Raw genomic sequence first — 1,175 nt, 5'->3', positions numbered from 1 at the left:
GTTTTAATGCGGGTGCAGGTCTAGAAGATCGCGTGCGCAAAATACGAAATCTAGCATTAGGTATTACTGCCGGATTAGGCATTGTGGGCATGGCATTTCTCTATATTTTCCCGCATCTGGTTACTCAGCTGTTTGCCGGTGACAATGTTGCGCTGAACAGGGAAGCAGTTAACGGGATCTACCGCTACTTCTGGGGCTTACCGATGGAAGGGCTGTTACTGGTGGGTGCAACCTATTTTCAGGCGGTAAACAAACCGCTGCTGGCCTCAACCCTGACCGGCGGAAAACTGCTGCTGATTGGTGGTTTTTTGTGGGTATTTTCCTATTTGTGGGGCGTTAACGGCATTTGGATGGCGATGCCCGCCTGTAGCACCCTGCTGACGGTCTGGATGCTGTGGCTAATGCAGCGTGAGAACTCTCATCCAGCACGCGCGATGGTGCAGTAACTGCGGCCCATCGCGAAAAATCGACGGTTACGATACCGTACGTGCCTTAGGTAATATCAGTATTGCTCGCAGCCCACCCAGCGGGCTGCGTTGCAATTGCAGTGTTCCGCGATATGAACGTGCCATCTCATTGACGATATTCAGCCCCAAACCACTGCCAGCGACGGTTTCATCAAGCCGCACTCCACGCTGTAATACCTGCTGACACTGCTTTTCATCCAGCCCTGAGCCGTTATCATCAACCACCAGCATCAGTGATTCTGGCTGCTCGGTGGCACTGATCGTTATCATGCTATCTGCCCACTTAAAGGCATTCTCAATCAGATTACCGGCCATATCATCAAAATCATCATCCGACACGGCCAATGCCAGATCGCTGTCGAGCTCATTGATGCAAGCAACGCCCCGCCCTGCATAGATTTTTTCCATCGCCATAATAATACGATCAGCTCGCAACGCCGGAATGCAGCGCACGGCCAGAATATTATTGGCACCCGCAATGCGGGCACGCGCCAGATGGCTGTCAATCTGCTGTTGTAACTGCGCCAATACCTGCTGCATTGGCTGACGCTGGTCTACAGGCAGCAACGCTATCTGGTTGCCAAGCACCGCCAGCGGGGTTTTTAGCGCATGCGCCAAATTGCCGGTATGGTGGCGCGCACGGGTCAGTAATTCGCTGTAATGAAACAGCAGTGCATTTAGATCAGCAGCCAACGGTGCAATTTCACG

The 1,175-nt window shown here is 52.7% G+C and carries 2 protein-coding genes; one reads left to right on the top strand and one right to left on the bottom strand.

Translation table 11 applies throughout. The features are described 5' to 3' along the window. A partial coding sequence (locus ACRC27_RS12230; RefSeq protein ID WP_438639996.1) for a hypothetical protein occupies positions 1-446 on the top strand: 446 nt, incomplete at its 5' end. Between the two features lie 27 nt (positions 447-473). On the opposite strand, the gene ACRC27_RS12225 is transcribed toward ACRC27_RS12230, so the two are convergent. Beyond that, positions 474-1,175, bottom strand: a 702-nt coding sequence (locus tag ACRC27_RS12225) for an ATP-binding protein (protein ID WP_438639995.1), incomplete at its 5' end; no start/stop codon positions are given.

Source organism: Plesiomonas sp. (assembly GCF_051650925.1).
In the GTDB taxonomy this organism is placed as follows: domain Bacteria; phylum Pseudomonadota; class Gammaproteobacteria; order Enterobacterales; family CAMTGL01; genus Plesiomonas.
Note: the sequence above shows the minus strand (reverse complement) of the source record. Positions and strands in the feature narration are given on the sequence as shown.